26 protein-coding genes are annotated in these 25,032 nt (G+C 63.9%); 9 read left to right on the top strand and 17 right to left on the bottom strand.

Annotation, left to right across the window (positions count from 1 at the left end):
- Positions 1 to 14: 14 nt before the first annotated feature.
- Together ligA and AC01FP_RS07275 are read right to left on the bottom strand one after the other, a co-directional pair.
- Positions 15 to 2,087: an NAD-dependent DNA ligase LigA gene (ligA, locus tag AC01FP_RS07280; RefSeq protein ID WP_474479198.1), complete on the bottom strand. Its 2,073-nt coding sequence runs from the start codon at positions 2,085 to 2,087 to the stop codon at positions 15 to 17.
- A 10-nt stretch (positions 2,088 to 2,097) separates the two neighbouring features.
- Positions 2,098 to 2,520, bottom strand: coding sequence for a hypothetical protein (locus AC01FP_RS07275; RefSeq protein ID WP_474479197.1), 423 nt, complete (start codon positions 2,518 to 2,520; stop codon positions 2,098 to 2,100).
- 111 nt (positions 2,521 to 2,631) lie between these two features.
- On the opposite strand from AC01FP_RS07275, the gene AC01FP_RS07270 reads away from it, so the two are divergent.
- The 3 genes from AC01FP_RS07270 (at position 2,632) to AC01FP_RS07260 (ending at position 4,356) form a co-directional block, all read left to right on the top strand.
- A complete protein-coding gene (locus AC01FP_RS07270) occupies positions 2,632 to 3,177 on the top strand; it encodes a SprT family zinc-dependent metalloprotease (RefSeq protein ID WP_474479222.1) in 546 nt (181 codons plus the stop codon).
- A 140-nt stretch (positions 3,178 to 3,317) separates the two neighbouring features.
- Positions 3,318 to 3,785 (top strand): hypothetical protein, encoded by a 468-nt coding sequence (locus AC01FP_RS07265; RefSeq protein ID WP_474479196.1) that lies wholly within the window; start codon positions 3,318 to 3,320, stop codon positions 3,783 to 3,785.
- A 49-nt stretch (positions 3,786 to 3,834) separates the two neighbouring features.
- Positions 3,835 to 4,356 carry a DUF1269 domain-containing protein gene (locus AC01FP_RS07260; protein WP_474479195.1) on the top strand — a complete coding sequence of 174 codons (522 nt, stop codon included), beginning with the start codon at positions 3,835 to 3,837 and terminating at the stop codon, positions 4,354 to 4,356.
- Here AC01FP_RS07260 and AC01FP_RS07255 read toward each other — a convergent pair.
- Positions 4,296 to 4,754 (bottom strand): hypothetical protein, encoded by a 459-nt coding sequence (locus AC01FP_RS07255; RefSeq protein ID WP_474479194.1) that lies wholly within the window; start codon positions 4,752 to 4,754, stop codon positions 4,296 to 4,298. The genes AC01FP_RS07260 and AC01FP_RS07255 overlap by 61 nt on opposite strands.
- 84 nt (positions 4,755 to 4,838) lie before the next feature.
- Positions 4,839 to 5,429, bottom strand: a complete 591-nt coding sequence (locus AC01FP_RS07250; RefSeq protein WP_474479221.1) for a chorismate lyase — start codon at positions 5,427 to 5,429, stop codon at positions 4,839 to 4,841.
- Between the two features lie 72 nt (positions 5,430 to 5,501).
- On the opposite strand from AC01FP_RS07250, the gene AC01FP_RS07245 reads away from it, so the two are divergent.
- Positions 5,502 to 6,596: a glycosyltransferase family 4 protein gene (locus AC01FP_RS07245; protein ID WP_474479193.1), complete on the top strand. Its 1,095-nt coding sequence runs from the start codon at positions 5,502 to 5,504 to the stop codon at positions 6,594 to 6,596.
- Here AC01FP_RS07245 and AC01FP_RS07240 read toward each other — a convergent pair.
- The 7 genes from AC01FP_RS07240 to AC01FP_RS07210 all read right to left on the bottom strand — a co-directional run bounded on the left by AC01FP_RS07240 (position 6,575) and on the right by AC01FP_RS07210 (position 14,032).
- Complete coding sequence (locus AC01FP_RS07240; RefSeq protein WP_474479191.1) at positions 6,575 to 7,453, bottom strand: glycosyltransferase family 2 protein; 879 nt, start codon at positions 7,451 to 7,453, stop codon at positions 6,575 to 6,577. The genes AC01FP_RS07245 and AC01FP_RS07240 overlap by 22 nt on opposite strands.
- Positions 7,454 to 7,470: 17 nt before the next feature.
- The gene (locus AC01FP_RS07235) at positions 7,471 to 8,232 is read right to left on the bottom strand and encodes a hypothetical protein (protein WP_474479190.1); all 762 of its coding nucleotides are present in this window, start codon (positions 8,230 to 8,232) and stop codon (positions 7,471 to 7,473) included.
- Between the two features lie 13 nt (positions 8,233 to 8,245).
- On the bottom strand, positions 8,246 to 10,204 hold the full coding sequence (gene mnmG, locus AC01FP_RS07230) for a tRNA uridine-5-carboxymethylaminomethyl(34) synthesis enzyme MnmG (protein ID WP_474479189.1): 1,959 nt from the start codon (positions 10,202 to 10,204) through the stop codon (positions 8,246 to 8,248).
- 21 nt (positions 10,205 to 10,225) lie between these two features.
- On the bottom strand, positions 10,226 to 11,005 hold the full coding sequence (locus AC01FP_RS07225) for a hypothetical protein (protein ID WP_474479188.1): 780 nt from the start codon (positions 11,003 to 11,005) through the stop codon (positions 10,226 to 10,228).
- Between the two features lie 3 nt (positions 11,006 to 11,008).
- Positions 11,009 to 12,403 (bottom strand): replicative DNA helicase, encoded by a 1,395-nt coding sequence (gene dnaB / locus AC01FP_RS07220; protein WP_474479187.1) that lies wholly within the window; start codon positions 12,401 to 12,403, stop codon positions 11,009 to 11,011.
- A 134-nt stretch (positions 12,404 to 12,537) separates the two neighbouring features.
- Complete coding sequence (gene rplI / locus AC01FP_RS07215) at positions 12,538 to 12,996, bottom strand: 50S ribosomal protein L9 (protein ID WP_474479186.1); 459 nt, start codon at positions 12,994 to 12,996, stop codon at positions 12,538 to 12,540.
- Positions 12,997 to 13,060: 64 nt separating this feature from the next.
- The gene (locus tag AC01FP_RS07210; protein ID WP_474479185.1) at positions 13,061 to 14,032 is read right to left on the bottom strand and encodes an acyl-CoA desaturase; all 972 of its coding nucleotides are present in this window, start codon (positions 14,030 to 14,032) and stop codon (positions 13,061 to 13,063) included.
- 55 nt (positions 14,033 to 14,087) lie between these two features.
- On the opposite strand from AC01FP_RS07210, the gene AC01FP_RS07205 reads away from it, so the two are divergent.
- Positions 14,088 to 14,897, top strand: coding sequence for a hypothetical protein (locus AC01FP_RS07205; protein ID WP_474479184.1), 810 nt, complete (start codon positions 14,088 to 14,090; stop codon positions 14,895 to 14,897).
- Here the strand turns inward: AC01FP_RS07205 and AC01FP_RS07200 are convergent.
- From AC01FP_RS07200 to AC01FP_RS07190, 3 genes are all read right to left on the bottom strand, one after another.
- The gene (locus tag AC01FP_RS07200) at positions 14,882 to 15,787 is read right to left on the bottom strand and encodes an acyl-CoA desaturase (RefSeq protein WP_474479220.1); all 906 of its coding nucleotides are present in this window, start codon (positions 15,785 to 15,787) and stop codon (positions 14,882 to 14,884) included. The two genes, AC01FP_RS07205 and AC01FP_RS07200, sit on opposite strands and share 16 nt — an antisense overlap.
- 80 nt (positions 15,788 to 15,867) lie before the next feature.
- Positions 15,868 to 16,158, bottom strand: coding sequence for a type II toxin-antitoxin system RelE/ParE family toxin (locus AC01FP_RS07195; protein ID WP_474479182.1), 291 nt, complete (start codon positions 16,156 to 16,158; stop codon positions 15,868 to 15,870).
- Positions 16,155 to 16,448 (bottom strand): type II toxin-antitoxin system Phd/YefM family antitoxin, encoded by a 294-nt coding sequence (locus AC01FP_RS07190; protein WP_474479180.1) that lies wholly within the window; start codon positions 16,446 to 16,448, stop codon positions 16,155 to 16,157. Before AC01FP_RS07190 ends, AC01FP_RS07195 begins: the two co-directional genes overlap by 4 nt.
- A gap of 86 nt (positions 16,449 to 16,534) precedes the next feature.
- Between AC01FP_RS07190 and AC01FP_RS07185 the strand changes: the two genes are divergently transcribed.
- The 4 genes from AC01FP_RS07185 (at position 16,535) to AC01FP_RS07170 (ending at position 21,424) form a co-directional block, all read left to right on the top strand.
- On the top strand, positions 16,535 to 17,797 hold the full coding sequence (locus AC01FP_RS07185) for a methionine gamma-lyase family protein (RefSeq protein WP_474479178.1): 1,263 nt from the start codon (positions 16,535 to 16,537) through the stop codon (positions 17,795 to 17,797).
- Between the two features lie 67 nt (positions 17,798 to 17,864).
- The gene (gene gcvH, locus AC01FP_RS07180) at positions 17,865 to 18,254 is read left to right on the top strand and encodes a glycine cleavage system protein GcvH (protein ID WP_474479177.1); all 390 of its coding nucleotides are present in this window, start codon (positions 17,865 to 17,867) and stop codon (positions 18,252 to 18,254) included.
- Positions 18,254 to 21,148, top strand: coding sequence for an aminomethyl-transferring glycine dehydrogenase (gene gcvP / locus AC01FP_RS07175; RefSeq protein ID WP_474479176.1), 2,895 nt, complete (start codon positions 18,254 to 18,256; stop codon positions 21,146 to 21,148). The genes gcvH and gcvP overlap by 1 nt, the downstream gene beginning before the upstream one ends.
- A gap of 81 nt (positions 21,149 to 21,229) precedes the next feature.
- Positions 21,230 to 21,424, top strand: coding sequence for a hypothetical protein (locus AC01FP_RS07170; protein WP_474479175.1), 195 nt, complete (start codon positions 21,230 to 21,232; stop codon positions 21,422 to 21,424).
- A gap of 320 nt (positions 21,425 to 21,744) precedes the next feature.
- Here the strand turns inward: AC01FP_RS07170 and AC01FP_RS07165 are convergent, their stop codons facing one another.
- The 3 genes from AC01FP_RS07165 to AC01FP_RS07155 form a co-directional block, all read right to left on the bottom strand.
- Positions 21,745 to 22,458 carry a rubrerythrin family protein gene (locus AC01FP_RS07165; protein WP_474479218.1) on the bottom strand — a complete coding sequence of 238 codons (714 nt, stop codon included), beginning with the start codon at positions 22,456 to 22,458 and terminating at the stop codon, positions 21,745 to 21,747.
- Between the two features lie 128 nt (positions 22,459 to 22,586).
- Complete coding sequence (locus AC01FP_RS07160) at positions 22,587 to 24,368, bottom strand: diflavin flavoprotein (protein ID WP_474479173.1); 1,782 nt, start codon at positions 24,366 to 24,368, stop codon at positions 22,587 to 22,589.
- Between the two features lie 346 nt (positions 24,369 to 24,714).
- Complete coding sequence (locus AC01FP_RS07155; protein WP_474479172.1) at positions 24,715 to 24,912, bottom strand: hypothetical protein; 198 nt, start codon at positions 24,910 to 24,912, stop codon at positions 24,715 to 24,717.
- Positions 24,913 to 25,032: the final 120 nt, after the last annotated feature.

The following is a 25,032-nucleotide window of genomic DNA, read 5'->3' as shown; positions in this document are numbered from 1 at the left end:
GCCCTGCTCCATCCCTAAGCAGTTGCAGCCTTAAGCAGCTCCCGCAGCCCCGCTTCATCCAACACCGCCACCCCTAGGCTCTCGGCCTTGCTGAGTTTGCTGCCGGCTTCTTCGCCCGCCACTACATAGCTGGTTTTCTTGCTTACTGAGCTGCTCACTTTGCCGCCGGCGGCTTCGATAAGGGCCTGGGCCTGGCTGCGGCTGAGGGAGGGCAGGCTGCCGGTGAGCACAAAAGTCTGCCCGGCTAGGGGCGCCTGCTGGCCCGCCGCCGCAGCTGACGCCGCCCGCTCCTCGGGCCCGGCTGCCAGGGAGAAGCCCAGCCGCTCCAGATCCTCCAGCAACAGCTGGTTGGCAGGGGTGGCAAACCACTGCTGCAGCGATTGGGCGATTTCAGCGCCGATGCCGAACACGGCGGTGATTGATGGGGGGGGGGCGGCGGCGGTGGCGGCGGCGGTTGCCAGCTCAGCGGCACTGGGGAAGGCGGCAGCGAGCGCCTTGGCGCTCACCTCCCCCACGTGGTGGATGCCCAGGCCGTAAAGCTGGCGGTGCCACGGTTGCTGTTTGGAGGCGGCCAGGGCCTCTACCAGGTTTGCGGCGCTCTTGGCTCCCATGCGCTCCAGGCTGGCCAGCAGGGCCCCATCGAGGCCATAGAGATCGGCGATTGAGCGCACTAGGCCCCGATCCACCAGCTGCTCGATCAGCTTTGCCCCCAGGCCATCCACATCTAGGGCCCCCTTGCTCACCCAGTGGCGCAGGGCGCCGCGCAGGATCGCCGGGCAGCTGGAATTCACGCAGCGGGTGGCCGCCTCGCCCTGCTCCCGCATCAGCTGCGAGCCGCACTCAGGGCATTCCTGGGGTAGCTCCAGCCGCACGGCCCCCGCTGGCCGCAGCTCGCTCAGCACCCGCACCACCTCGGGGATGATCTCGCCGGCCTTGCGTACCACGATCGTGTCGCCGGCGTGCAAATCCAGCTCGGCCAGGCGATCGGCGTTGTGCAGGGTGGCTCGGCTCACGGTGGTGCCGGCCAGGGGCACCGGCTCAAATTCGGCCACGGGTGTTACCACCCCGGTGCGCCCCACCTGGCAGGCCAGCCGCAGCAAGGTGCTCGGCGCCTCCTCGGCGGCGTATTTGAGCGCGATCGCCCAGCGGGGCGCCTTTTGGGTGAAGCCGGCGGCGTCCTGGAGGCGCAGGTCGTTGAGCTTTACCACCACGCCGTCGGTGGCGTAAGGCAGGGCGCGGCGGCCCGTGTCCCAGGCGCTGAAGAAGGCCAGCACCGCCGCCAGATCCGGCAGTAGCTCGGTATTGGGGTTCACCTTGAAGCCAGCAGCTTGCAGCCATTGCAGGCTTTGCCACTGGCTGCTGGGCCCCTGGGGCGTGTCTTGGGGCAGATGAAGGGTGTAGGCGAAGAAATCCAGCCGCCGCGCCGCCACCACCTTGGGATCCAGCTGGCGCAGGGTGCCGGCGCAGGCGTTGCGGGGGTTGGCAAACAGGGCCTCGCCGCGGGCCGCCCGCTCGGCGTTGATGGTCGCAAAGGTGTCATCGGGGATCAGGGCTTCGCCCCGCACCTCAACCCAGGCAGGTGGGTTCTCGAGCTGCAGCCGTAGGGGCACCGAGGCGATGGTGCGCACGTTGGCGGTGATCTGCTCGCCCCGCTCGCCGTCGCCCCGGGTGGCGGCCTGCACCAACAGCCCCTGCTCGTAGCTGAGGGCTAGGGCGTTGCCGTCGATCTTCAGCTCCCCGACCATCTCTAGGGGGGTGGCCGGCTCGCGGTCGAGCACCTTGAGCAGCCGGCCGTACCAGGCCTCCAGCTCGCCCGGGTTGAAGGCGTTGTCGAGGCTGAGCAGGCCGATGCGGTGCTCCACGCTGCTGAAGCCCTCCGCTGCGGCACCGCCCACCCGTTGGGTGGGGCTGTCTGGGGTGATCAGCTCCGGGTGGGCTGCTTCGAGCTCCAGCAGCTCTCGGTAGAGCCGGTCGTAGACCGAATCCTCCATTTCTGGAGCATCCAGCACGTAGTAGGCGTGGGCGGCCCTTTGCAGCAGCTGCCGCAATTCGCCGGCGCGGGCCTGGTTGGGGGGAGCGGCGCTCACGGCGACTGAATCAGGCCGCTGCCAGCTTGGTGATCCGGTCTACCCGCCACTGCTCGTCTATTTGAACGAAGGTGAAGTCGAGGGGCAGCTCGTCTTTGCCGTCGCTTTTGAGCTTCACCGTCAGGATCAGCTGGCCTTCATCAAGCCGGGGCCGACCGGATTTGAGGTTGCGGTATTTGTTGAGCTGCAGCCCCGCCAGGAAGCGGATGAACTGCTGCCGGTTCACGTGCGAGCGATAGTTCTTAGTGGTGAGCATGTAAGCGCCGTCCACCTGGCCGCTGGCCACCTGGGTGAAAAACTGCTTGATCAGTGGAGAGATGCCGCGGGCGCTGAGCACCAGCTTCACGGCGTTCACGGTCCAGAAGAGCAGCAGGGAGCCTGCGCCAGCCGCTAGGGCCTTGGTGCCGATCTCGCGGGCGATACCCCAATCCATCTCGATTCCAACTGCGTTTGAGAGGTCAAGAGTCTGACCGACGGCCTTGCAGCTTGAGACCTGGCGCCTGGGCTCGGCACAATGCGCCCAGTCCCTGTGCCCCTCGGCGGCATGCCCCTTGAGCCTCTTCTGCCGCTGTTTCACCGGCTCGACCGGGAATGGTTTGACGGCAGCCTGGCGCCTGCTGGTCAGCGCTTAGTGGATCTGCGCTGGAGCGACGGCCGCATGCGCCGCACCGCCGGGCTCTACCGGCGCGGACGTCATGCCGATGGGCGCCCCCTGTGCGAAATCGTGCTGTCGCGACCCCTGCTAGACACCCTGCCGCAGGAAGCCACCCTCAGCACCCTCTGCCACGAAATGATCCACGCCTGGGTGGATCGGGTGGTGGGTGTCGAGGAGGCCCATGGCCCCCACTTCCGCGCCCGTATGGCCGCTATCAACGCCGCCCAGGCTGGCTTCAAGGTGAGCATCCGCCACCGCTACCCCGTGCCTGCCAGCAGCAGGCCGCCCCGCTGGCTGGCCTGTTGCCCCAATTGCGGCGTCAGCGCCCCCTACCGCCGCCGGGTGCGGGGTTTGGCTTGCCGCTTCTGTTGTGACCGGCTGCACGGCGGCCGCTGGCACGCCAGTTGTCTGTTGCGATTTGAGCAGGCGGCCTAAGGTCCTGGCAGCACAGCACTGCCATGGGCGTTTTCCTCTGGACCCTGGAATTCGGAGGTCTCACCATTGCTTTGGTGGGGATGGGCCGGGAGCGCTGGCTGACGGGTCGTCGTCGCTAGCTGGATCTTTAGCTTGGGTCCATGACTGAATCCTGGAAAGACTTAGATCGCTTGGTGAGTGCGGGCCGCCAGCTGGTGGATGGCGTGTCGGGCGCCCGCCCAGGCTCCCGCAGCGGCAACCGGGGCGAAGGACGCCGGCTCGATGGCCTGGGTCGTTGGGTGGAAAACAAGCTCGATTGGATCCTTGAAGCCGAGGACGACTGGCGGGAGCCCTGGCAGGAGACGCGCCCTGAATCGGGCTCCCAGGGCCCGCCGCGCCGCCGCCTGGATGCCATTTCTCGCCGTAGCGCCGAGCCACCCCGGGGCCAGCCCCAGCAAGAAGTGGCGCCTGGGGAGTGGCCAGATGATGATGCTTTCGCCCTGCCCCGTTGGCAGCGGCAGCCGCCCAGGGCACCCCAAACCCAACCCCAGCCCCCATCCCAATCCCAGCAATCTCAGCTCCCGGGCCGCGCCATGCCCCGCTCCAGCAGACGCCGAGCTGGGGGCTGAGGGGCCGCTCCGGCGAGCTGGTTAAGTTGGTTGCTATTGCATTTAAAAGATGGGCAGTCTGGTGGTGGTGGGCTTTCCGAAGGCGGAAGAAGCCGAACAGGTGCGGCGCGAGCTGGTGGATATCCAGCGGGAGCGTCTGATCGCCCTAGAGGATGCGGTGGTGGTGGAGCATGACAGCGAGGGCCAGGTGCACCTGCGCCAAGCCGTGAACCTCACCGCTACTGGCGCCCTGGGCGGGGGTTTCTGGGGCACCTTGGTGGGCCTGCTGTTTCTCAATCCCCTACTCGGTGCTGCCGTGGGAGCGGGCGTGGGCGCAGCCTCGGGCTCCCTTTCCGACATCGGCATCAACGATGGCTTCATGCGCGAGCTGGGCGAGACCCTGCCCCGCGGCAGCGCGGCCCTGTGCCTGCTGGTGCGGGAAGCCACGCCAGATCGGGTGATCGAGCGCCTGCGCGCCCATGCCCCCCAGGCCAAGCTATTGCGCAGCAACCTCAGCCACACCGACGAGGATCAGCTGCGGGAGCTACTGGAGCGGGCGCGCCTGCAGGCAGAAGCCTTGCGTCTTACCTGAAACCTGCAGCCCCGCTGGCGCAGCTCCTGGTTCACCTGGGCCACCAGGTTTGCAGGTAGGTCGCTGGCCATTTCCTCGGCGGAGGTATTGATCGAGGGTGACCCCTGCTCCAAGGCGCTGAGCAGATCGGCCCATTGATCGATTAGGTTGCGCTCGGCCATGGGCCGCAGACCCTGCTCCCGCAGCAGGGTTGCGCAGCCTTCCCCGTTCCAAACGGTGCTACAGCTGCTGGTGCGGGGATGGTGTTGATAGGCCAGTCCTTGCTTGAGGGCTGTGCAGCTGGGGGCCCCGTTCTCCTGCCGCAGGCCGGCATCGCTAAGTAGCCGGCCGCAATGCACGGCGGATATGCCGTAGATGCGGCCTAGGGCTGTGAGGCTCAACCAGGGGCTTGTTGTCATGGCCAGAATCCCCGGCGCAAGTGGCCCCATGCTGGGCAATTCACCAGGCGCGTCAATCCGTCAACCTCGAATTGCTGTAAGCCGTTACTGAGTTTGTAAATCGTGACAAAGCTTGGCCGGCCCCAGCCAGTGCTCCAGGGCTGGTGAGAACACCTCCCGAATCACGGTGAGCTCCTTGCCCCCGCGGAAAAAGCGGTAGTGGCGACTCCAGAAGGGGCCCGCCAGGCCAAAGCGCTGCTCCAGCCAGGGAGCAGCAACAAGGGCCAGGCCATCAACCTCGCGAAAGAGCTCAGCCCGGTTGGCCGTCAGGCTGCGCCAGATCGGTTGCTCCCGCTGCTGCAGGTAGGCGTCGGCCTGGCTTTGATTCCACCAGCTCTCAGCCCAGGCCAGGGTTTTGTCGCCGCAGCGCAGCCACACCTGGCGCCGCAGCAGGGGACCATCGAGCTCGACGACTTCTGGGGGCGGCGGCGCGCCGGCGCTGGGGATGGCCGGTTCAGGTGCCATGGCGATCAGCTCGATCTCCACCGGCTTGCCCGTGAGCGACTCCAGGTGCCGGGTGGGGCTGCCGTCACCCAGTAGCAGCAGGCGCCAAGGGCCGCTAAGCAGGCCGTCGCCAGCGGCGGTGTTGCCGTCGCTGAGGTTGAGCTGCCAGAGCTGCTCCGGCGAGATCAGCAGCTTGTCGGCAGCTATCAGGATGACTCCAAACCAGTGCTCTATAGGCTAGGCAGCGAAGCCTTGGTAGTGGGATTGGGTTCGACCGAGCGGCCGGTTGCATTGCCGGATGTAGTCGTTACCAACCTGCACCGCCGCTACACAGGGGTGTCGGCGACGGTGCGTGCATTGGTGCCCCTGCAGCGCCAGAATTTATCGATTGGCTTGCTGGATTGGGGCGGGCTGGGCCTGCCTGCTCAAGTGCGGTGGTGGCAGCTGTTGAGGCTGGGATGGTCGCGACCATCCCAGGGCCGATACCGGGTTTGGCATGCCCGACGAGATATTGAAATTGCTATTGGAGTTTTGCTTAAAAAACTTTTAAAGCAGCCTTGGAAAATCCTTTTTACCTCCGCAGCTCCAAAGCCCCCTGGTGCCTGTCTGGCCGCATTGCTTCAGCATTGTGATGCGGTTATTGCTACTTCTGAACGTTCTGCCGGCTTGCTTGATTGCCTGGCTGAAGTTATTTATCATGGAGTAGATGTTGATCACTATTCTCCGCTCGATGGTGACTGTTTGGCGGCCCTTCGTCAGCCTGTTTCTTTGCCTGGGGTTGCGATTCCTCAGCCATTGCAGAGTCTGTACTGGATAGGCGCTTTTGGCCGGCTCAGGCCGAGTAAGGGGACCGATCTACTTGTAGAGGCTTTAATTCGGGTGCTTCCTGATTTCCCTGACTTCGGGGCTGTATTTACGGGTTTATGCCAGGCCAAGGATATGATTTTTTTTGAGGCCATGCAGAGAAAAATCATTGCGGCCGGTTTTGGTGAGCGGATCGTTTTTTTGGGTGATCTCAACCTTGATGAGGTGTTGACCTGTTATCGCCGAGTTCTTTTGTGTGTGGCAGCTTCTCGAACTGAGGGTTTTGGCCTTACCCCATTAGAGGCGATGGCTTGTGGCCGCGCTGTATTGGTTTCCGGTGCAGGAATCTGGCCACAGGTTGTTGATTCCGAGGTGGGCGCCTCTTTTCAAACGGGATCGGCTGATTCACTAACTGGGGCGTTACAGCACCTTCTTCCTAATCCTGGCTTGTTGTGGCGCATGGGGAAGCAAGGACGCCAACGTGTTATTGAGCGGCATTCGCTAGAGCGCGAGGCAGGCAAAATCAATGCTCTTTATGGCCGGCTGATGGCATAGGGGCATGGCAGGCTCATGGCGCCTTGATCTTTGCGAGCGCTGAGAACTCCCTGCAGAAAAGCGCGATGTTTCCAGAGTTTTCGTTTGCTTAGGATTGTTGCTGGTGATAACAACTGCCTCAGGGCTGAGAATAGGGCTTTGCAGTAAGCATGCTTGACATGATGTTTGGTTGTGGTATAAACTAGCGACCGCCCCATGTGCCAAGCCTTTAAGGCTGTGACGGCGGCCGAGCGCCCGCTGGAATGACCGCTTAGATGCACAACTTGTGCTTCTGGAATAATCCAAGCTTGGCCTGCTTGCTTGCGAAATCTTATGCTGATATCGTCATCTTCGTGATATAGAAAAATATTAGCGTCGAAACCACCGATTTGATCGAAAGCATCTTTTCGTACAAAGAGTGCCGCACCCGAGAGCACTGGCACTTCACTTGCTTGCAGAGGTGTGCCGCGGGGCATTATTTGTTGCGGTTTCAGCAGGCAGCTGCGCCGTTTGAATGAATGCTTGCCTTGGCGGTTAATGATGCCGGGGTTAAAGCAGGCGGCTTTTGGGTGGGTGTCGGCTGCTGATTCCAGCAATGCAATTGTTGAGGGCCTGAGAATGGTGTCAGGATTAATAAAGAAGAGAAATTCCGTCTTGCATAAACTTGCCCCTTGATTGCAGGCGCTGCCAAAGCCTGAGTTGCCTGGGTTGCTAATCAACAGAGCGTTGTATGCATTTGCCAAGTCTTGGGTAATGGCAAAATCGCTAGACCCATTATCCACCAAAATAATAGATGTTGTTGTCGGTATTGTGCGCAGTAGTGACTCAAGTACTGCCGAGCTGTTGAAACAGACGCTGATTACGCTGGTTCGATTCACTGCAGGTTGAGTTGGGCTCAAAAGCCGCTACTGATGCTGATCTGGCGTTGCTCGCCGCCCTTCTCAATTACTGCCGTGTCGCCACTGGCTGAGCGCAGCCGCCAGCCGCTGTTGCCGATGCTCTCGCCAACGGCGGCGCTGGTGGAGCTACCGCCTAATTGGAAGATTGCGGCGCCGCTCTGCCCAGGCACTTGCACCACCCCCACCAGCTGGGGCGAGCTGCCGTCTTTGCTACTGGCTGAACCAGTGGCTGTCGGAGCTGGGCTGGTGATTTGTCTGTTTACAGGCACCTTTAGTACGTTGGCTGGAGGGGCGCTGCTCGCTGGCAGGCTGGACAGCTCTTCCATCCAGGGTTCGCCTGGAGGCGGTGGGGGCAGCTCTCCATCTTCAGCTGAGCCAATGAAGCCTGTGGTCTGGGCTGGCCTATTTGCTTGGGCTGGGCTTGCGCCAGGACCCATGGTGCGCAGCCGCTCGATCAGCAGCATATTGCGCTCCTGCCGAATCGCTTGCTGGCTTTGGTTCCAAATGCCGAGCGCGGCCAGCCCCATCCCTGTCACCACCATAACCGTGACAAAAGCTCCGGCCAGCAATAGGCTTGATTTGGTTTGTGGTTTATCTTGCGGCTCGACTGGAATGTTGCTGGGGGCAGGAAATAGTGAGGGGGTTTCGCAGACCTCCACCTCAATTGGCTTTTCAGATTCGAAGACCCGATTGAGCACCTGTTCGGCCTTGAGATTCCAGTAGGCCCTGGAGGTAGGGATGCCTCGTGCCGGACTCAATTGCCTTGTCCTTTTATGCCTTTGCGATCATATTACCGACTCTTTGCGGGCTTGACGAGCTTTGGCGTTTGCGCAGTTCGAGCCACAACAGCAAGGCGGTGACGTCCGCTGGGCTGACCCCCGGGATGCGGCCGGCCTGGCCCAGGCTGAGGGGCTGGATCGTGCTGAGTTTTTCACGGGCTTCCTTTGACAGGGTGTCGATAGCGGCGTAATCAACGTCTGCCGGGATGGCCCGGTGCTCCTGCTTTTTCACCTGGTCGATCTGCTGCTGCTGGCGGGCCAGGTAGCCGCTGTATTTGATGTCGATCTCAGCGCCCTCACGCACGTCGCTTGGCAAATCCGCCGGTGCCAGGCCCAGGCGCACCAGATCGCTGCTGTGGAAGCCGGAGCGGCGCAGCAGGTCGGCCAGGGTGATCGATCCCCTTATGGGGGCTTGGGTTTGGGCCTCCACGGCTGCGGCGGCAGGATCGCTGCCCTTGAGGCGCACCGATTCAAGGCGCTGTTTTTCGGCGCTGATGGCTTGTTGTTTGGCGGTGTAGATGGCCCAGCGCCGCTCGTCGATCAGGCCCAGCTCCCGCCCTAGGGGGGTGAGGCGCCGGTCAGCGTTGTCGCCCCGCAGCACCAGCCGGTATTCACTGCGGCTGGTGAGTACGCGGTAGGGCTCGCGCAGATCCTTGCTGATCAGGTCATCAATCATGGTGCCGATGTAACTGCCCTCCCTGGGGAAGTGCACCGGCTCTTGGTTGCCCACCAGGCGGGCGGCGTTGAGGCCAGCCACCAGGCCCTGGGCCGCGGCTTCCTCGTAGCCGGTGGTGCCGTTGAGCTGGCCGGCGCAAAACAGCCCTGCTACCCGCTTGGTTTCCAGCGAAGGCTTGAGCTGGGTGGCGGGCAGGTAGTCGTAGTCCACGGCATAGGCGGGCCGCAGCATTACGCAGCGCTCTAGGCCCGGCAGGGTGCGTAGCAGCTCCAGCTGCAGCCGCTCCGGCAGGCCGGTGGAGAAGCCCTGCACGTAGATCTCCGGCGTGTCGCGGCCCTCGGGCTCGAGAAAGATCTGGTGGCTTTCCTTGTCGGCGAAGCGCACGATTTTGTCTTCGATAGAGGGGCAGTATCGGGGACCCTTGCTGTCGATGAAACCGCCGTAGATCGGGGTGAGGTGCAGGTTGTCGCGGATCAGCTGGTGGGTGGCGGCGGTGGTGCGGGTCATGTGGCAGCTCATCTGCTCGCCGCTCACCCAGGAGGCCGGATCAAAGGAGAAGAAGCGATCTACGGCATCGCTTGGCTGCTCTTCAAGTTGGTCGAGGGCGATGCTGCGCCGGTCTACCCGGGCTGGGGTGCCAGTTTTGAGCCGGCCCATCTGGAAGCCCAGCGCCTCGAGGGCTTCGCTGAGGCCAACGGCGGCCTGCTCTCCTGCCCGGCCGGCGCTCATCGACTGGTTGCCCACCCAGATCTGGCCGCCCAGGAAGGTGCCGGTGGTGAGGATTACGGCGGGGGCGCCATAGCTGCTGCCGAAGTAGGTACGGATGCCGCTGATGCGGGCGTCCTCGCCGGGGGTGCCCTCCACCAGCAGCCCGGTCACCATCGCTTCGCGCAGGGCCAGGTTTGGCGTGTGCTGCAGCAGCTGCAGCATCTGGCGGGCGTACTGGCGCTTGTCGGTCTGGGCGCGTAGGGCCCACACAGCGGGGCCGCGGCTGGCATTGAGCACCCGCTTCTGCAGGGCCGTGGCATCGGCCAGCCGGCCGATCACGCCGCCGAGGGCATCCACCTCGTGCACCAGCTGGCTCTTGGCCGGGCCGCCCACCGCCGGGTTGCAGGGCTGCCAGGCGATGCGATCGAGGTTGAGTGAAAACAGGGCGGTGTGTAGCCCCAGACGCGCGGCGGTGAGGGCCGCCTCACAGCCGGCGTGGCCGCCGCCCACCACGATCAAGTCGAAGTGCTCGGTGCAGGGTTCGGTGGCTTGGGCTGGGATTGGCATGGAATCCATTGAAGCCCGGCGTTAGTGCCAGTGCCTGCGCAGCTCCTCGCCCAGGTAGCCCCACAGCCTGGGCCGGAGTGGATTGCGCAGGATCGTGCGGCGGGGATGGCGCCAGGGATGCAGCACCTCATTGGGCTTGGGCCGGCCGTGGAATTTGAGGATGGAGCTGGCCTCCAGCTGGCCCCGCGCCGCCTCGGGATCGCGCCGTGCCAGTTTGCGCAGGACCTTGTAGGAGCTCACCCAGCCTGGGGGCCAGTAAGAGAGGGCGCCGGGAGCATGGTCGTTGAATACTTGAAAGATGAAGTTCTGGTCGCCCGGGAAGGCTGCGGCCGCGTAACGGCCCTGCTGCCAGCACTGCCAAACTGCCTGGGTGTGGGCATCGGGACGGCACCAGAGCACCGATGAGTTGAGAATTGGGTAGTTCCAGTCCCGCACGCCGATCACACTGGAGTGGCTGGTTCGCCCCAGCTCCACTAGGGGGCCCAGGTTGGAGCGGATCACCAGGGTGTTGTCGAGATACAGAAAGGGATCCCTGCCGGTGAGGCCCTGGTCGAACAGTTTCAGCTTGCTGAAAAAGCCTTTCAGGCCGCCTCCCTGCAGATCCCGTACCTCCAGCTGCTGGTGCCCGGTGCTCGGCCAGTCGAAGCGTGCTGGTTCGGGCCGGTCGGTGTACACGATGAAGCGATGGGCTTCGCTGAGGTTGCGGCCCACCATCGCCGCCAGTCGGCTCACCCAGAGATCGGGATAGCGCTGGCCGGTTTGCACCGTCACTACTTTGAGGGCGGCTTGCGTAGGCCTCACCGTTCAAGCAGCCAGATTGCGAAACCGGGTGAACTGGGGCTCAAACAACAGTTTCACCGTGCCCACCGGGCCGTTGCGGTGCTTGGTCACGATCACTTCGGTGATGCCCCGATCTGCGGTTTCCGGGTTGTAGTACTCGTCGCGGTAGATCATCAGCACCAGGTCGGCGTCCTGCTCGATTGAGCCCGATTCGCGCAGGTCACTGAGCATGGGTCGCTTGTTGGTGCGTGATTCGACGCCGCGGCTCAGCTGGGATAGGGCGATCACCGGCACGTTGAGCTCGCGGGCCATGCCCTTGAGGCCCCGGGTGATGCGGGACAGCTCCTGCACCCGGTTGTCGGGGGTGGAGCCCTCCATCAGCTGCAGGTAGTCGATCACGATCAGGCCCAGCTCCTTGCCGGTTTCGGCCATCAGCCGGCGGCAGAGGGAGCGCATCTCCAGCACGCCCGTATTGGGCTTGTCGTCGAGGAACAGGGGCAGTTGGCCGAGGCTGTTGATGCCCTGGCCCAGCAGGGGCCATTCCTCCTGCTGCAACCGGCCGGTGCGCAGCCGGCCGCTTTCGATGCCCACCTCCATCGACAGCAGGCGGTAGGTGAGCTGCTCCTTGCTCATCTCCAGGGAGAACACACAGACCGGCAGGGCGTGGAGCTGGGCGACGTTTTTGGCGATGTTGAGCACGATTGAAGTTTTGCCCATCGCCGGCCGGCCGGCCACAATAATGAGGTCGCTGCGCTGCAGGCCCTGGGTGATGGCATCGAGGTCGTAGAAGTTGCAGGGGATGCCGGCCACGGAGGTGCCCAGCGAGCGGCTCTCGATCTCGTTGAAGGTGCTGGTGAGGATCTCGGCGGTGGGGGTGAGGCCGGTGCTGGGCTTCTCCTGGCTGATGGCGAAGATCTTTTGCTCCGCCTCATCGAGCACCTGCTCCATCGGCTTGCTCTGATCAAAGCCCAGGGCGATCACCTCATTGCCGGAGCGGATCAACTGGCGCCGCAGAAACTTGTCCATCACCAGGCGGGCCACCTGGTCGATCGAGGCCGTCGAGGTGATGCGCTCCACCAGCTCCACCAGCCGGCCCTGACCGCCCACCTTCTCCAGGGCACCGGTGTCCGCCAGCCAGGCGCACATCGCCGTGAGGTCGGTGGGTTTGCCTTGGCTGTGCAACATCACCGCCGTGCGGTAGATCTCGCGGTGGGCGCCGAGATAAAAGGCCTCGGCCTGCAGCACGTCGGCGATGCGGCCGATGGCGTCTGGGTCCAGCAGGATGCCGCCCAGCACGGCCTCTTCGGCCTCCAGGTTTTGGGGCGGCACCGAATCGGGCAGGGCCTCAAAACGGGCTTCCGAGCGCCCGTCTGAACGGGATTCGCGGCTGCTGGATTGGTTGAGGGGAACGCTCACCATGATCTTGGGAGGCGCTTAGCCGGGAGGGCAATCTTGAGCGCGGCGGAGCGATTTGAACACCCCACGGGCCCTACCGGTGGGGGTTCAACACACAAGCTGCCCCATCCCTGGGGCTTCAACTGCTGGCTCGGGCCTCAGAAGCTGGCAACTTCCAAGTTGAGCTCGGCGGTGACTTCGGGGTGGAGCTTCACCTGCACCTTGTAGGAGCCGGTGCGGTGGATTTCGGGCACCGTGATGTCGCGGCGATCCACCTCTTTCTTGGTGGCAGCTTCGATGGCCTCGGCCACGTCACCGTTTGTCACGGTGCCAAACAGCACGTCGTCGCCGCCGGTCTGCTTTTTGACAGTGAAGCGACCAATCGTGTCGAGGGCGGTGCGGAAGGCGATTGCTTCTGCCTTGAGGGCGGCCTGGCGCTCCGCTTCCTTGGCGCGGCGGGCCGCCACCTGGCGCAGCACAGCTGCCGTGACGGGCTGGGCCTTGCCAGTGGGCACCAGGAAGTTGCGGGCGTAGCCGGGGGCTACCTCCACCAGATCACCGTTCTTGCCCAGGCTGAGAACGTCAGAGTTGAGGACGACTTGAACGCGCTTAGCCATGGCAAATAATTAGGAGATTGATCAAGACCCGATCCAACACCCTAAATCAGGGGCTGATCAGGGCTCAGGTCCGCCGAGGCGCTGCAGCTGCGGGCAGGCGTACGTGCTTGGCCAGGCCTAGGAATCGCATCAGGCGGATGTGCTGCCAGGTGAGATCGATTTGGGGGCCAAAGCCGTGGCGAGCCGAGTGGGGATAGGCGTGGTGGTTGTTGTGCCAGCCTTCACCGAAGGTGAGCGCTGCTACCCACCAGTTGTTCTTGGAGCCGTCACCGCTGTCGTGGCTCACCTCACCCCAGAGGTGGGTGGCGGAATTGACCAGCCAGGTGCAGTGGTACACAACGACCAGGCGCAAGGGGATGCCCCAAAGCACCAGGCCCCAGCCACCAGCGCCCGTGGCGGTGCCGATCCAAAACAGCAGGGCAGCTAGAGGAACCTGTAGCAACAAAAAATTGGTGTTCAGCCAGCGGTAGTACGGGTCCTTGGCCAGGTCGCCAGTGAGGCGTGGCACCGCTCCCATGGCGGGGATGGTCTCAAACATCCAGCCCATGTGGCTCCACCAGAAGCCCTTCAGGCTGGTGTGGTGATCGACTTCCGTATCGGAAAACTTGTGGTGGTGGCGGTGCAGGCCCACCCAGTCGATCGGGCCGTGCTGGCAGCTGAGGGCGCCGCAGGTGGCAAAGAAACGCTCCAGCCACTGGGGCACCCGGAAGGCGCGGTGGCTGAGCAGGCGGTGGTAGCCGATCGTCACGCCCAGGCAGGCGGTGACCCAATAGAGCACCAGGAAGCTGGCCGCGGCGGGCAGGCTCCAGAACTGGGGCAGCAGGGCCACCACCGCCAGCACATGGATGACGGCCATGAAGCCGATGGTGATCCAGGGGGTGGTTTTCGAGCCCTGGCCGCTGCTGGCTTCGCCCTGGAGGCTCCGGTGCAGGGCTAGGGCGCGGCGTTGGCCCCTGGGCCCGCTGTTGATGAAAGCGGGCTTGCGGGTGGCAAGACGCTGGGTGGGTGGGGCGCTGGGACTAACTGGTGCGGCCATAGCGGACCGACTCCGTACTGATCGGTAGAATAGTAGCAATACGGATCCATATCGAGTGGGATATCGGGAAGATCTCCTATCGGGCCGGGTCGCTTTCGCCCATCTGATCAAGGTGTGGCATGAGCGCAATGGCTGGTCGCACCGGGTGTTGCCGGCGCTAGCTGAGGCCCTCGATCTGGGCCGGGTCCACAACTCCCAGCTCTCGATGCTGCGCAACGGCAAGCTGGCCTCACCGGGTCCGGAGGTGTTCCTGGCCCTTGGTCGTATCAATCAGCTGCTGGCCCGCGAGGTGCGGGGCGGCAGCATCGGCGACGGCCTGCGTCAGCGCCTGGCCGACAGCCCCGAGCTGGTGGCAGCCCTGGAAACCTCAGCCCTGCCCGTTCAGGACGAAGGCGCTCCGGTGTTGGGGCCCGGCGAACTGCTGGAGGTGTTTGTGGGCCTGCGCCAGCCGCCGGTTGCCTTTGATTTGCGCATCGATGCAGCCGAGGCGGTGCCCCTAAGTGCGGCCCTAGCCCAGTTGTTCACAGCGGGGCGGCCTTGGCGCTTGTGCCGCGAGCCGGTGCTGGCGGCCTATCCGGTGGAGAAGCGGCAGCGGCGGGAGCGGTTTGCCGAGGTGATGGCCGGCCAGCGCGATTTTTCGGCAGCGGAGCTCGACAGTGAACTACCAGATCTGCGCCTCACCCTGGCTCGGCTTGGGGCGACGGGGGAGGCGCAGCTGGAGCCTGATCAGTTTCTGGATTTGCTGCGCCAACAGGCCAAGGCCATGGGCCTTGCGGCTAATGGGGCCATGGCCAAATTGGATCTAGCAGCTGCGATTCGCCAGCAGCTGCAGGCAAAGCCAGCCAGCTCTCAGGAGGGCTTGTAGCTCGCTTCTCGCACTCGTTTGGCCCAACCCATGGCGCGCAGCAGCTTGATGTGTTGCCAGGTGATGTCGAACTCAAACCAGCGCAGGCCGTGGCGGGCTGAGTGGGGGAAGGCGTGGTGGTTGTTGTGCCAGCCCTCGCCGAAACTCAAGATTGCCACCCACCAGCAGTTGCGCGATAGGTCGGGGGAATTGAAGTTGCGGTAGCCGCAGAAGTGGGTGGCGGAATTCACCAGCCAGGTGACGTGATACACGATCACTAGGCGCAGCGGGATCGCCCAGAGCACCAGGCCAAGGCCGCCGCCATGGACGCCGGCCAGCTCGCCATACCAGTAGAGACCGGCGGCGAGGGGTAATTGCAGCAGCAGAAACCAGCGATCCAGCCAGCGGTAGAAGGGGTCGCGCTGTAGGTCGCCGGTGAGCCGATCTACATGTTGCAGGGCTGGAATTTCGTGCAGCATCCAGTCGCTGTGGGCCCACCACAGGCCCCGGGCCGCGTCGTGGTGGTCGTTGGGTTGGTCGGAATACTTGTGGTGGTGGCGGTGCAGTCCCACCCATTCGATCGGGCCGCTCTGACAGGCCAGGGCTCCCATCAGCACCAAGATGTGCTCCAGCCAGAGGGGGGCACTGAAGCTGCGGTGGGTCAGCATCCGGTGCAGCCCCAGGGTCACCCCCAGCACGGTGGTCCAATAGAGCACCGCCAGCACCACCACGGCCTGCCAGCTCCAGAAGCGCGGCAGCAGGGCAAACACCGCCCCCACGTGCATGGCCAGCATGAAGCTGGTGGTGCCCCCCTTGAACTTGCGCTGGCGGCCCGGCAGGGGTTGGCGCCTTTCGGATACAGCAGCGCGGATGCGCTGATCCTCGAGTGCGCTCGGTGTGGCCGCCGCCAAAACTTGGGCCGAATCGGTGCTCAGAGGGGCGATAGCAGGCTCCTGCAACAGGCTGAATCTAGGACTGGAGGGTGCTGGGCTTAACCTGGCAGCTTGAGTTGGCGCTCTCCGCGCCAGATGCGAATCACGGTTAGGTCGTTTTTGGTGAGTCGATACACCATGCGAAAGGGTGGTTCGATCAGCTCCCGCAGTTCGCTCTGTTGAAATTCAGGCACGATCCTGCCGGATTGGGGGAAGCGCTCCAGCTGCTCGATTCGCTCCAGTAATTGGCTCACCAGTGCGGAGCCGGCAGCCCGATTGCCTTGTGCATCGAACCAATTGAGGATCTCCTCGCAATCGCGCAGGGCTGATTGCGTGATCCTGGCTTTCACGGCAGTCCAAGCTCTGTTTTTGCAGCCTCGAGGGAAATGGTGCGGCCCGCATCGGCATCGGCCAGGCCTGCCACAACTGCTCTCATGAAGGCCAATTCATCCTGCTGGGCCTCATAGACCCGCAGAGATTGCAGCACCGCAACGCCCCGGCCATGGTTGGTTAGTAACACAGGTCTTTCAGTGGTGTCGGTGTGCTGCACCACCCGCCCTGGATTCAGCTTCAAATCCCCTAGTGGCACCACATCTTCTGAAAAGCGCGTGTTGGAGGTAGGGGCTGGGAGCTGACTCATTGATGGAACTCAGCTACTGAATATCGGTCCAACTTTAAGGGCCCGCAATGCGGGTGCAGGATAGGTATCCGTGTGCTGCGGCTGCAATGTCCCCGCCTGCTTGCCGTGCCTCGGCCGCCAAACGGGTGGCCGCTGCCGTGGCTTCCACTGCCGCTGCCGCCGCCCAGCACACCAGCCAGGTGCAGCCGCGGCTGGCCCGGGTGCTCGAGGCCTTCGCCGCCGAGCGGCTCGGCAGCCAGCACTTCGCTTCGGTGAGCGGTTACGGCCATGGCGATCAAGGCCGCGAGGTACTCGACCGGGTGTTTGCCCGGGTGCTGCAGGCCGAGGCGGCGGCCGTGCGGCTGCAATTTGTCAGTGGTACCCACGCCATCGCAGCGGCGTTGTTTGGTGTGCTACGCCCCGGCGACCGCTTGCTGGCCCTCACTGGCCGCCCCTACGACACCCTCGAAGAGGTGATTGGCATCCGCGGCAGCGGCCAGGGCTCCCTGGCGGAATTCGGCATCGCCTACGCCGAGCTGGCGCTCACCGCCGCCGGCCGGGTCGATTTCGACGGCCTGGAGGACGCCCTGGCGCTGCCCACCCGCATGGTGCTGATCCAGCGCAGTTGCGGCTACAGCTGGCGGCCGTCCCTGTCGGTGGCCCAGATCGGCCTGCTCTGCGAGCGGGTAAAAGCGCTCCAGCCCGGCTGCGTGGTGTTTGTCGACAACTGCTACGGCGAGCTGGTGGAGGCGCAGGAGCCCACGGCGGTGGGGGCCGATCTGATTGCCGGCTCCTTGATCAAAAACCTTGGCGGCACCATCGCCCCCACCGGCGGCTACGTGGCCGGCCGGGCTGATCTGGTGGAGCAGGCTTGCTGCCGGCTCACGGCGCCGGGCATCGGCGGCGAGGGAGGTACCAGCTTCGACCTCAACCGTCTGTTGGCCCAGGGGCTTTTCCTGGCTCCCCAGATGGTGGCTGAGGCCCTTATCTGTAGCGAGCTGGTGGCGGCCGTGTTCTCGGATCTGGGCTACGCGGTGCAGCCCCTGCCCGCTGCCCCCCGCAGCGACGTGATCCAGGCGGTGCGGCTCGGCGATCCCGAGCGGCTCAAAACCGTTTGCCGCGCCTTCCAGGCCGCATCACCGGTGGGCGCCTATCTCGATCCGGTGCCGGCGCCCATGCCCGGCTACGCCAGTGCCCTGGTGATGGCGGGCGGCACCTTTATCGATGGCAGCACCAGTGAGTTTTCCGCCGATGCGCCGCTACGGGAGCCCTACGTGCTGTTTGCCCAGGGCGGCACCCACCGCGCCCACGCCCAGATCGCCCTGGAGCGAGCCCTAGTGGCGCTGGCGCAGGCAGGGCAGCAGATCTGATTCTGCAGATCTAGCCGCTGCATCTCGCTGCAGTTCCGACAGAATGTTGCGAAATTAATACTGTGCAATGGCGCTCCCCTGCCCCGGTGATTGCCGCTACGCCGACAGCCACGAGTACGTACGCCCCGAGGGCGAGAGGCTGCGGCTGGGCATCAGTGCTTTCGCTGTCGACCAGCTTGGCGACATTGTGTTTGTGGAGCTGCCAGCGGTTGGCGCCAGCCTTGTGCAGGGCGCCAGTTTTGGCAGCGTGGAATCGGTGAAGGCGGTGGAAGATCTGTTGGCGCCGGTGAGCGGTGTGGTGCTGGCCCGCAATGAGGCGGTGCTGGCCAGCCCGGAGGAGCTGCAGAACGATCCTTATGGAGAGGGTTGGCTACTGGTGCTGCAGCCCGCTGATCCCGCCGAACTCGCTGGACTGCTGGATGCGGCTACCTATGCCGCCAAAGTGCAAGCAGCCTGATGGGAGCCTCAGACGCAGCAGGCTTAACTTTTGTCGGGCGCCACATCGGTCCAAACGCCGCTGAGCAGCAGCGGATGCTGGCTGAACTCGGGGCATCCAGCCTCGAAGCCTTGGCCGCCCAGGTGGTGCCCGCCGATTTGCTTCTAGATCCGGCGGCCTCAGCTGCGGGTTTGCCCGAGCCCTGCAGTGAGGCCCAGGCCCTGGCCGAACTTGCCGAGATCGCTGCGACTAATCAGGTGCAGCGCAGCCTGATCGGCCAGGGTTACTACGGCACCGCCACGCCGGCCCTGATTCAGCGCCAAGTGTTTGAAAACCCTGCCTGGTACACCTCATACACCCCCTACCAGGCCGAAATTGCCCAGGGCCGGCTGGAAGCCCTGCTGAATTTTCAGACCCTGATCAGCGAGCTCACCGGCCTGCCGATCGCCAATGCCTCCTTATTGGATGAGGCCACCGCCGCCGCTGAAGCCATGGCCATGGCCAGCGCTGTCTGCAAGCGCCCCGGTGCCACGCGCTTTCTGGTGGATCGGGCCGTGTTCCCCCAGACCCTGGCGGTGCTGCAAACCCGGGCTGAGCCCTTGGGCATCCAGCTTGAGCTGGTGGCAGCCGAGTCGCTGGCTGTGGCCCCCCTGCCAGCGGATGCTTTTGGTTTGCTGATCCAGCTGCCTGGCCGCCAGGGCCGGCTGTGGGATCCCAGCGAGCTGCTGGCTAGCGCCCGGCAGGCCGGGGTGATCACTGCTGTGGCGATCGATCCCCTGGCCCAGGTGCTGCTGGAGCCGCTGGGCAGCCTCGGCGCTGATATCGCCGTTGGCTGTGCCCAGCGCCTGGGGGTGCCGCTGGGTTTTGGGGGCCCCCATGCCGCCTTTTTCGCTACGCGCGCGGAGTTCAAGCGCCAGATTCCCGGCCGCCTGGTGGGGCGCTCGCTGGATGCGGAGGGCCAGCCGGCCCTGCGCCTGGCCCTGCAGACCCGCGAACAACACATCCGCCGCGACAAGGCCACCAGCAACATCTGCACAGCCCAGGTGCTTTTGGCGGTGATGGCCGGTTTCTATGCCGTGCACCATGGCCCGGACGGTCTGGAGGCGATCGCCCGGCGCTTGCTCAGCCTGCGCACGGCCCTTGTGGCCGGTCTGGAAGAACTAGCTCTGCCGGTGTTGCCGGGCCAGGCTTTTGACACGGTGTGGCTGCCGCTGCCGCCGGATCAGGCCGAGGCGCTGGTGGCCGCTGCCCTGGCGGCCGGCTTCAACCTGCACCAGGCAGATGATGGCGTTGGCATCAGCCTTGATGAGCTGAGCAGCGCCGAGGAGCTGGAGCGCCTGCTGCGGGCGCTGGCTGGCTGCGCTGAGCCCTGGCGGGAGCTGGGCAGCAGTCCGCCTGCTGGCCCGGCCATGCCCCTGCGCCTGCAGCCCTGGTTGCAGCAGAGCGTCTTTCACCTCTACCGCAGTGAAACCGAGCTTTTGCGCTACATCCAGCGCCTTTCAGCCAAGGATCTATCCCTGGTGCACGGGATGATCCCGCTGGGTAGTTGCACCATGAAGCTCAATGCGGCCGCCGAGCTGGCGCCGGTGAGCTGGCCGGCCTTCAGCCAGCTGCACCCCTTCGCCCCGGCTGAGCAGGCCGCCGGGTACCAGCTGCTGGCGGCGGATCTGGAGCGCTGGCTGGCGGTGATCACCGGGTTTGCTGGCGTGTCGCTGCAGCCCAACGCCGGCTCCCAGGGGGAATATGCCGGCCTGCTGGCGATCCGGGCCTGGCACCGCAGCCGGGGGGAAGCCCATCGCACCGTCTGTTTGATTCCCACCAGCGCCCACGGCACAAACCCAGCCAGCGCCGTGATGGCTGGCCTGCAAGTGGTGGCTGTGGCCTGCGACGACGCCGGCAACATTGATCTCGCCGACCTGGAGGCCAAGGCCGCCGCCCATGCCGAGCAGCTGGGGGCGCTGATGGTTACCTATCCCTCCACCCACGGCGTGTTTGAGCCGGCTATTCGCCGCATCTGCGAGCTGGTGCACGCCCGTGGCGGCCAGGTTTATCTCGATGGCGCCAATCTCAATGCCCAGGTGGGCTTGTGCAAGCCGGGTCTCTACGGCGCCGATGTCTGCCACCTCAACCTGCACAAAACCTTCTGCATTCCCCACGGCGGCGGCGGCCCCGGCGTGGGCCCGATTGCGGTGGCGTCTCACCTGCTGCCCTTCCTGCCGGGTGCTGGTGGGGTGGGGCCTGTAGCTGCGGCACCCCTTGGCAGTGCTTCGATCTTGCCGATCAGCTGGATGTACATCCGCATGATGGGCGGCGCGGGCTTGCGCCAGGCCAGCCAGGTGGCCCTGCTGGCTGCCAACCTGCTGGCCGAACGCCTAGAGCCCCACTTCCCCGTGCTCTACAGGGGCATGGGCGGCCGCGTAGCCCACGAATGCATTCTTGATCTACGGCCGCTTAAGCGCAGCTGCGGCCTGGAGGTCGATGATCTGGCCAAGCGTTTGATGGATTACGGCTTCCATGCCCCCACGGTGAGCTGGCCGGTGGCGGGCACGGTGATGGTGGAGCCCACTGAAAGCGAATCGCTCGCTGAGCTCGATCGCTTCTGCGCGGCCATGGTGGCGATCCGCCAGGAGGCCGCGGCGCTGGAGGCCGGCAGCGCCGATCCCCTCAATAACCCCCTCAAGCGCGCGCCCCACACCCTGGCCGCCGTAACTGCCGACCAGTGGGATCGGCCGTACACCCGCCAGCAGGCGGCATTCCCGGCCGGTGAGGATCAGCGGTTATCGAAGTTTTGGCCGGCGGTAGCCCGGATCGATAATGCCTATGGCGATCGCAACCTGGTGTGCACTTGCCCGAGTGTGGAGGAGCTGGCAGCGCAGGAACTGGCCCAAGCCGTGCCAGTGGCCACTTTTCTTTAATGCCGTCGTGACGCACACTGGGCTGGATTGAGGCCTGCTGACAGGCACAATCAGCGCTTAAGCCATTCATTTTTTGGGACCATGAAGGGCGGCAACGACGGAACTGATACAGGAACAGGACAGGTGCAGCGGGTGGAGGGCACCAACGTTGTGCGGGTTCCTTTTGGTGTGCGTCGCGCCCGCCGCACCCGCCCCCAGCGCCCTGACCACTGGGCAACCCTGGTGTTGCCGTTCCACTCCCATAACGACCCCACGCCGCCACCCCAGGCAGCCTGAGTTGAAGTTTGGCTAATTCAAGCCAGTTAAATTAGTTTACTCAAGCGCCAATCAACTAGCGCTTTCACGCCTGATAGGGAGCTGGCGGGTGTGCGAAATGGCAGCAGGTCCGTCGGACTGCGCTCTGGGCGCACCAGCCAGGTGAGATCGGCTTGGCGGCTCATTCGCGCCCTTTTGCGGCATTGCTTTTGATTTATTGATATGACTATCGATATAGCTATCGATATAGCTATCGATATAACTTGCAAAAAGCTTAAGTCGGTCTAGGCTCAGATTTTAGATGTATGCTGGGCTACAAATACTGTAGCCCAGTTGGGGTATCAAACCCCTAGAAGTTCAGGCTCCCGGTAGGGCACGAAGCTGGCCTTGCGGGCGCCGCAGATCGGGCAACGCCAGTCGTCGGGGATAGCTTCAAAGGGGGTGCCCGGAGCGATGCCGGAATCGGGATCGCCGGCTGTGGGGTCGTAGATCATTGAGCACAGCTTGCAGATCCACTTGCCCGCTATGGGCTCGGCCGCTTCGCCGGCCACACCCTTGCCCTGCAGCGCTTCGAGGGCGATGCCGTAGCGCTCGGCGTGGTGCTGCTCTATCGGCGTCAGCAGGCCGAAGTTCTTGGCGGCGGTGCGGAAGATACCGGCGTGCTCCTGCGACTCATCGATCTGCTCCTGGAATTCCGCCTCGGCGCCGGCATCGCGGTCGCAGCGGGCTTGGGCGGCGAACTCCGGATACATGGTCGTGTATTCGTAGGTTTCGCCTTCAATCGCCAGTTCCAGGCAGCGGCTCAGCAGGGCCTGCTTCTGTCCGTCGGAGAGGGTGGCTGGATCGCCGATCACCAGCTCGGGGTGGAGCAGCCGGAAGTGGGCGAAGGCATGCTCGGTTTCCTGGGCGGCGGTGTCGCGAAACAGCTTGGCCAGCTCGGCGTTGCCGACTTGCTTGGCCACTTCCGCGAAGAAGAGGTATTTGCGATTGGCCATGCTTTCGCCGCCGAAGGCGGCCTCGAGGTTGGCCTGAGTGCTGGGTTTGGAGAGGTCCATTGCTTGGGAGTCGTCCATTGGACTTGGCAGGTTGCGTGCAGATCTAGATCCTAACTTATCCGAAGTCGAAACGACTATGAGTTAGGCCGTTTGCTGGCCTGGCGGTAGGCCCCAGGTTTGGCGGCTTTTCAGTAGTTGGCGCCGCTGCGGCGCTGGTGCACGGCCGTGGTGGCGCTGGCGTCGAGCACGCCGCCCTGGCTCACCTGGGCATACAGCAGCCAGTGGTCGCCGCATTCCATGCGCTGCTGCACCGTGGCGTCCAGCCAGGCGAGGGCCTCCGGTAGCAGGGGTTGGCCGGCGGGGCTGTGCTCTAGCTCCAGGCCGGCGAAGCGGTCAGCGCCTGGGGCAAACGGCTGCAAAAACTGCTTCATCGGGCCGGTTTCGCGCCCCGCGGCCAGCACGTTGAGGGCGAAGCGATCGCCGACGTGCAGCAGGGCCTCTACCGCCCGGTCTTTGGCTACGGCCACGGTGAAGCCAGGCGGCGAGAAGCTGGCCTGGCTCACCCAGCTGGCCACCATGGCGCTGCTGAGGCGGCTGCCACCCTCTCCTTTGCTGGTGGTGAGTACGCACAGGGAGCCCACCACCCGGCCCAGGGCCTGCACCGCTGGATTGCTGCGGCTCTCGCTGAGTCCGCCAATGGCGCTTCGGCGCTGCACCTTGCGCTGTTCGCTCTGCAGTTGGCGGCCCAGGGCGGTGCCGGTTTCTTCGATGGTTTTGAGGCTGGCCGCATCCGGGCTGAATTTGATCTTGATGGGCTCGAAGGCAAAACGAAAGCCGCCATCGCGCAGCTTGCTTTCCAGCAGATCCAGGGCTTCGCCGCTCCAGCCGAAGCTGCCGAAGACCCCCACCGGCTTGCTGCGGTCGCCCTCGGCTAAAACTGTGCCCAGGGCCGAAACGATCGGCGTCGGCGCGTGGCCGCCAAGGGTGGGGGAACCGATCAAGATCGCATCGCAGCTGCGGATCGCCGCCAGCAGCTGCTCAGGTGGCGTGAACTCGCAGTTGATGCTCTCCACCCGCACGCCGGTGCGGGCGACCCCTTGGGCGAGGGTGTCGGCGATGGCGGCCGTGTTGCCGTAGGCGCTGGCAAATAGCAGCGCCACCGATAGGCGCGCCCGCTCTTGGGTTGCACCCCAGCGGTGGTAATCGTTGAGCAGGCTGCGCCAGCTCTCGCTGATCGCAGGCCCGTGGCCGGGGGCAATGGTGCGGATGTCGAGCTCTTCGAGCCGCTCCACCACCGACTCCACCTGGCGCGCCATCGGTGCCATCAGGCAGTCGTAGAAGTAGCGACGGTCTTCTTCGCTGCTGCTGCGGTTGGCCTCAGCGAAGCTTTCGCTGCAGCGGTGGGCTGCGAAAAACTTGCCACTCATCAGCAGGCCGCTGCTCTCTTCAAAGGCCAGCAGCGCGCCGGGCCAGCGGGGGGTGGGGGTGGGAATTAGGCGCAGCACGTGGCCAGCGACCAGCTGGATGCTGGCCTCCTGCTTGACCACCTCGATCGGCGGCAGCGCTGGGATCGGCTCCGGGGTTGCCTCGCTGCCGGGGGCGATCGGTTTCTGTAGGTTCCAGAGCTCTGCGAGCAGCCTGGCGCCGGCGTTGGAGCTCACCAGCAGCAGGTTGGGCCAGCGGGCCACCAGCTGGCGCAGCAGAGCAACCCGATTGGGGTTGACATCACCCACCACAACCTTGAGGGGGGCTTCGGCGGGCACCAGCTTTGCGAGCTCCGCCAGGAAGGGCTCGGCAAAGGAGGCGCCTGGGGGATGGACCAGCAGGGGCACCTCCTGGAACAGGAAGCTGTTGGCGGTGGTGCCCCGCTCCAGGCCGTATTCCACCTCGAAGCGCAGCCGGGTGGGGCTCAGCCCCTTAAGGCAGATCAGCCCCGGCTCGATGGGCAGCTGGATAACTTGGCGGGCCATCAGTAGTGGTTCCCCACTTTGCTAGACACTCCCTGAAAAGCAAGTGGTGAACAGGGTTCTTGGGGGTGCTGCTGGTCCATTTGGAGGTTTTGAACTCTTTTTGAACTGGTGCCCCCACTTTGTCAGGGGTCTACGGGACGGGTATTCCACCTCATTGTGGACCTTAAAGAGGTGGTTTGGTTGGGAGATGCCAGTTAGTCACATCAAAAAGTAAATTGTCTTTTCAAGAAAAATTTACTGGCAAATTATTTTCAGTGAGGTTCATATCACAAGGGCAAAAGCAAAACCCTATAGATTAGGATTGAAGAATTCTTATTGATAGTATCTACTATTTTTCTTGATGCTGTTACTCGGTAATTGTATATTGCTGATTGACAAAATCCCATAAATCATCTATGCCACCCTCAAGACCAAGTTCTTCAGCATCTTCGTCATTCATAGTGTCAAGAATATCATAGGCAGTATCCATAGTTAAATCAGCAAAGTTTTTCATTTTTGGATTGTCCCACTCATACTCTTCCTCACTTGTAATTGATAAATCCATAACATTACCTCAACCCTTTCCAGGAAATTTTCTTGCCATTTCCTCCACTTCTGTTTTCTAAGTCTTGAATTTTATCCTGCCTTGCTTGTGTGTCAGGGGTATCCATATTTGATTGTAGAC

The organism is Cyanobium sp. NIVA-CYA 375, from assembly GCF_056108345.1.
This window is presented reverse-complemented; position numbering and strand designations above follow the sequence as displayed.